At 39.3% G+C, this 5,424-nt stretch carries 5 protein-coding genes and 1 riboswitch; of the genes, 1 reads left to right on the top strand and 4 read right to left on the bottom strand.

What is annotated here, in order from left to right:
* The first annotated feature begins 187 nt into the window (after positions 1 to 187).
* Complete coding sequence (locus BFU02S_RS14655; RefSeq protein ID WP_066372218.1) at positions 188 to 796, top strand: LysE/ArgO family amino acid transporter; 609 nt, start codon at positions 188 to 190, stop codon at positions 794 to 796.
* A 342-nt stretch (positions 797 to 1,138) separates the two neighbouring features.
* On the opposite strand, the gene BFU02S_RS14650 is transcribed toward BFU02S_RS14655, so the two are convergent.
* The 4 genes from BFU02S_RS14650 to BFU02S_RS14635 all read right to left on the bottom strand — a co-directional run bounded on the left by BFU02S_RS14650 (position 1,139) and on the right by BFU02S_RS14635 (position 5,372).
* On the bottom strand, positions 1,139 to 1,354 hold the full coding sequence (locus tag BFU02S_RS14650; protein WP_066372215.1) for a hypothetical protein: 216 nt from the start codon (positions 1,352 to 1,354) through the stop codon (positions 1,139 to 1,141).
* A 485-nt stretch (positions 1,355 to 1,839) separates the two neighbouring features.
* On the bottom strand, positions 1,840 to 2,856 hold the full coding sequence (gene add / locus BFU02S_RS14645; protein ID WP_066372213.1) for an adenosine deaminase: 1,017 nt from the start codon (positions 2,854 to 2,856) through the stop codon (positions 1,840 to 1,842).
* A 66-nt stretch (positions 2,857 to 2,922) separates the two neighbouring features.
* Positions 2,923 to 3,021, bottom strand: a riboswitch (purine riboswitch).
* Positions 3,022 to 3,110: 89 nt separating this feature from the next.
* Positions 3,111 to 4,337: a M20 metallopeptidase family protein gene (locus BFU02S_RS14640; protein WP_066372211.1), complete on the bottom strand. Its 1,227-nt coding sequence runs from the start codon at positions 4,335 to 4,337 to the stop codon at positions 3,111 to 3,113.
* A 489-nt stretch (positions 4,338 to 4,826) separates the two neighbouring features.
* The gene (locus BFU02S_RS14635) at positions 4,827 to 5,372 is read right to left on the bottom strand and encodes an NAD(P)H-dependent oxidoreductase (RefSeq protein WP_066372208.1); all 546 of its coding nucleotides are present in this window, start codon (positions 5,370 to 5,372) and stop codon (positions 4,827 to 4,829) included.
* Positions 5,373 to 5,424 lie beyond the last annotated feature (52 nt).

Below are 5,424 nucleotides of genomic sequence, written 5' to 3'. Positions count from 1 at the left end.
GATATAATGATAAATTTGAAGATATAGGGGCAATGATGATTTTTGTGGTTTCCAATCCATCCCTGACATTTTGCTAGCTCCATTCTTTTCTTTCATTGTACAAAAAAGGTTGGGATCATTTCCATCCAATTGGTCGGATACAAATTAGTTATTTTCCGTTATGCTAAATAAGAATGGAGGGAACATGATGACATCATTTCTTCACGGATTCATACTCGCTTTTGGCTTAATTTTACCTTTAGGCGTACAAAATGTTTTTGTATTTAATCAAGGAGCCACTCACAAAAAATTCACCCGTGCCCTACCGGCTGTTTTGACAGCGGGGATCTGTGATACGATCCTTATTTTTCTGGCAGTGGCCGGTGTATCGATTGTCATTTTCCGTTTTGAATGGCTAAAAACTATGATCTTTTTGGTGGGGTTTCTTTTTCTAGCTTACATGGGATGGCTAATGTGTAAAGATACACCGGAAGTAAAAAAGGATCAAGAATCCAACCCATTTTCCGCAAAACGGCAAATTTTATTCGCTGCCTCTGTTTCACTGCTGAATCCTCACGCCATTTTAGACACCATCGGGGTAATTGGTACCAACTCCTTGGCCTATTCCGGGTTTGAGAGATGGCTGTTTACACTAGCTTGTATCATAGTTTCCTGGATTTGGTTTTTTGCTTTGGCGATTTGCGGTAAAAAGATTGGTCAAATCAGCTCAAATGAAAAACTATTAAAACAGATCAATCAAGTCTCTGCCCTTATAATTTGGGGAATGGCGGTTTATATGGGGTGTCAGTTATTATAGAATAGTTTGGAAATAGAGGTGATATTATAGATAATTCATTTGAGAATAATAGAAAAGACGGTAAACTAATTTTCTTAACTGTTATTTTATTTTTTGTAGCCATTATAATCTTATTTATCCTCAGGCAAATTAGAGGTGTAAATTTGTGGATTAGTATCACGTTATTTTCAATCATAGATATTGGGTTTGTAGTAGAACAAAAACTTTCTTGATTTAGTTGCGTATTGGTTTCGCTCATGTTTACTCTTTGTTGTGGCATCGTTTCGTGAAACGGAGGCAAAAAAATCGGCAGATGCGCTATTCTGGATTTCTTCGAATCTCAGAATAGGAAATAATATTTCGTCACTCTATTCTTCCGCGGAAATCAAGCATTTTTTCGGCCAACTTATCAACTACCCTCTTAAGGATACTTTTTGAATACCGTTTCTCCCTTCCTTCCCAGTAGCCAAGATCTCCAGACGCCTTGATGTACTGCCCTTTTTGCAGACGAATGCTGTTCATCATCTCTCCGTTCTCATGGCAAGCCTGAATCACCAACAGTATATACAACCGAAACAAAACAATCTCTTACCGTAAATCCGTCTCCAACACAACTTCACCCAGGCGCACATATATGTTGCCTCTTCTTAATTCTTTATCTTTTATGTATAAGGTTTAAAGGAAAATGGGCAGGGTCGATGAAAAAAGACACATGATCAAAATGGAGTGAAAAACTTTGGACAAATTGTAGGATTACATGGAAAAAAGTGTCCGAAGCGGAGGAGGTTTCGGACTAGTTTGATGATTCCCTTGATGTTCGGGGCGAAAGGGAGGACCGTTTCGGACAAATTTTTCAGTTTCCTAGGTGGTTCTGTCCGAAATCGTGAACACTTCAGACAAATTCACCAGTAGATTCGGCATTTTCTGTCCGATGTTACTTTCACTTTAGATAGAGTTACCTGATCCTTCAGGAACTCTGTCCGATGTTGCCACCACTTTAGACAGAGTTACCTGATCCTTCTGGGATTCTGTCCAAAGTTGCCACCACTGTTTTTACAGTAATTCTACCTTATTTCTCTTTTGCTAAAGCTAAATTGTGCCAAGCACCATTCTTTGGTTTCTTGGTCGGCAAAGGATGCTTCTACACTATTTAAATATATTTGTCGGTAATCCTCTTCGCTTAGGTTAAATTCTTTGTTTACTAAAAGGATTTCTTTTGACATTGTCGTATCAGATACAGTTCTGTTATCCGTATTTATTGTTACTTTTATTCCATCTTTATAAAACTTATATATCGGATGTTCAGAATAATGCTGAACAGCTTTTGTTTGGACATTACTTGTTGGGCACATTTCAAGTATTACCTGTCTTTCTTTCACTTTCCTATAAGCCTCCGCACAGTCTTTAATAAATACTCCGTGTCCTATTCTTTCAGCACCCAACAATTCAACTGCTTTTTGGACGTTTTTACCTATACCCGTTTCACCTGCATGAATCGTGACTCTATAGCCATATTCTTTAGCTAAGAGAATCGGTTCTACGAATCTTTTACAAAAACCTTCTTCTTCTGATGCACATAGGTCAATTGCTACTACGCCTTTTCCTAGGAACCTTTTCCCTTTTTCAATCACTTCAAATGCACTTTCTACAGACATTGACCTCAAGCAGGACAGAATAATATTCCCCTTTATTTCGTAACAACTTTCTGCATCCCTCATCCCCTTTATGACGCTTTGGATAACTTCTTCCACATTTAGTCCTTTTAAGGTGTGAAGTAACGGCCCAAATCTGACCTCTAAATATTTGACATTTTCCCTTGCTGCATCCTCAAAAAGCTCAAAAGTAATTCTCCTTAAGCTCTCCTTGGACTGCATGACTAAATTTGGAAGAGAAAACCTTTTTAAATATTCCTCAAGGGACTCACACTCCAAGGGAGCAACCAGCTCCTTTTGCAACTCTTTCTGATCAAAAGATGGTAATGGAATCCCTTCCCTTTGGGCAATATCCATAATGGTTTGAATCCTAACGCTTCCATCCAAATGACAGTGAAGTTCGATTTTTGGCAACTTAAAAAAGTTCATTTTGACCTCCAAATATATTTTTATTTAAAAACAAAAAATAAAAAAATTCCTGATTGCGAAGAAAATACAAATCTGTACTTCCTTCGTAATCAGGAATTTCGGTTCCTGGTAGAGACCTCCAAACCATATTATTGGAGTTATACGAAGTTTATTAAGATTATAAATGCTGTTTAGAGGATAATAAAAAAAGTTTAGATTGTCAAGATCTTGTTCAACAAAATTTGTTAATAGAAAGAGAAGTCTCAAAGTTGTTTTTAAAGTGTATTAGATGTTTCTTGAACAACTAATTCGTTCAGTTCCTTTTGTTCTGTTAAGTAGTGGTACGTCATACTTAAAAGTGTTTTTCCGGCAATTACCATGGCACGCTCATCAAAGTCAAATTTCGGGTGATGATGCGGAAACATTTCCCGGCCGTCAGGGTTGGCGGCCCCAACATGGAAGAATACTCCCGGTACTTTTTCAAGATAGGCAGCAAAATCTTCGGCCCCTGTAATTGGCGGGATCTCTGCTACTCTATCAGGACCAAACAAGTCTTTAGCGACTTTAAAGAAAAGTTCCGTTTCTTTGTCATGGTTCACAACAGGGGAATAACCCCGCTCATAGCGAATATCCGCTTTTGCATGATGAGTTGCGCAAACTCCGTTGATGACATTTTTGATTTCCTTTTCCAAAAAATCTCTTACTTCCGGTTCAAAGCTCCGTACTGTACCAGTAAGCACAGCCTTGTCGGCAATGACATTATTGGCGTTGCCGGCATGGAAACTCCCGATAGAAATAACAGCCGTTTTGAGCGGATCGACTTGTCGGCTGACGATGAGCTGCAACTGATTAATTACTTGTGTGGCGACGATGATGGAATCAACCGTTTGATGCGGACTGGATCCGTGGCCCCCCTTGCCGTAAATCGTAATCTCAAAGGAATCTGCTGCTGCCATTGCTGATCCTTTTCTTGTTCCGAGGAATCCAAGCGGCGAGGGGGCTGCTAAATGATAACCAAAAATCGCGTCTACTCCATCCAAACATCCGTCCGCAATCATTTGTACAGCCCCGCCCGGAGGCTTTTCTTCTGCATGTTGGTGGATTAAGACAACATTCCCAGGCAATTCTTCCCGCACTTCACTTAAAACTTTGGCAATCCCCAGCAATGTGGCAGTATGACCATCATGGCCGCATGCATGCATCACACCCGGAAAAAGGGATTTATATGGTACATCTTTTTCATCCTGGATCGGCAGGGCATCGAAATCAGCTCTTAAAGCAACCGTTTTTCCCGATTTTCCTCCTTTGATCAACCCGACTACTCCGCGGCCGCCAACACCGGTTCTCACTTCAATTCCCCATTCGGTCAGAAGCTTTGCAATTAATTTCGGTGTTTCTACCTCTTCGAATGATAGTTCAGGATATTGATGGAAATGTCTTCTCCATTTCACCATTTGATCATATAAAGCTTCTAATTTTACATGCCAGTTTTCAAGTGCCATGGTAGTCCTCCTTTATTTTAATGTAGCTTTTATTAAATCAATATTTACAAATATTTCATCAAAAAAATTTTATTCCAAATTTTCTAATTAATCAACACTCTTGTAAAATAAAAACAATGTGGTTATTATCGGTAAACTCTATGTATTATAAATACTGAGGATTATTTACTTTTTCAGTCCCCAATCTTAAAATTCTTGTTCCGATTTGTGCATCTTTAATATAAAAAGCACACAAATGCAAAAAAGCCTGAAAACAATGTTTCAGATTTGCGGTTATCATTATGGCTGCCTTATTTGCGTTTAACATGAAGGCTGATGTAGTTGAAAAGAATCGAGAACAGGAAAGTGTACAAGAACCTGTTAGAGAAGCAGCTGCTGCACCTCCTTCTTAGAAAATGCAAATCATCTGATGCAAGAAAAAATGGAAGAAAATCGCCATGCAGGTCAGGAAAATCTTGTACGGAATAATTAATAAAATGAACAAAAAGATCATTGGCGATCACCATATTTTGTTCTTGTCAGGTCTTTTGTGATGGTCGCTACCCTTTCATCCAGTGCACGGCCTAATTCCAAGCCTTCCTCTGGAATAATGGATGAGCTTTCCACCGGACAAGTAATCCCTACTCCATAATAAGAACCATATAATGCATTTGCCGTAATATTACCGGGAAGGCCGACAACGATCATGCCTTGATGAAACATCGGGGTAATAAGGTTCAGCATGGTTGCTTCTACTCCGCCATGGGTAGTAGCAGTTGTACAAAAGACTGCACCGACCTTATTAATCAGCTTGCCCTCAGCCCATAGATAGCCAAGTCTGTCGATCCAAGCTTTCAGCCCTGAACTGATGGTACCAAAGTGCCCTGGGCACCCCCAGATAATTGCATCCATATCTGGAAGTTTATAAATATCTGCCTTGCTGACATGATCAAGAAAAACCTCAGTCCCATCTACTTTTTTGGCCCCTTCCGCAATCGCATGAGCAAGTGTTTTTGTATGATCTCCTTCACTATCATATACGACATAAATCTTCATTCTTTTTTTCCTCCTTTAAAGATGAATCCCCAAATGCCAAAAGCGGTAGTGT

This window comes from Neobacillus fumarioli NBRC 102428 (assembly GCF_001591485.1).
Lineage (GTDB): Bacteria > Bacillota > Bacilli > Bacillales > Cytobacillaceae > Neobacillus > Neobacillus fumarioli.
Note: the sequence above shows the minus strand (reverse complement) of the source record. Positions and strands in the feature narration are given on the sequence as shown.

Coding starts and splice junctions, on each gene's coding strand:
- BFU02S_RS14655 (WP_066372218.1), top strand. CDS start 188: ATGACATCATTTCTTCACGGATTCATACTCGCTTTTGGCTTAATTTTA.
- BFU02S_RS14635 (WP_066372208.1), bottom strand. CDS start 5,372: ATGAAGATTTATGTCGTATATGATAGTGAAGGAGATCATACAAAAACA.
- BFU02S_RS14640 (WP_066372211.1), bottom strand. CDS start 4,337: ATGGCACTTGAAAACTGGCATGTAAAATTAGAAGCTTTATATGATCAA.
- add (WP_066372213.1), bottom strand. CDS start 2,856: ATGAACTTTTTTAAGTTGCCAAAAATCGAACTTCACTGTCATTTGGAT.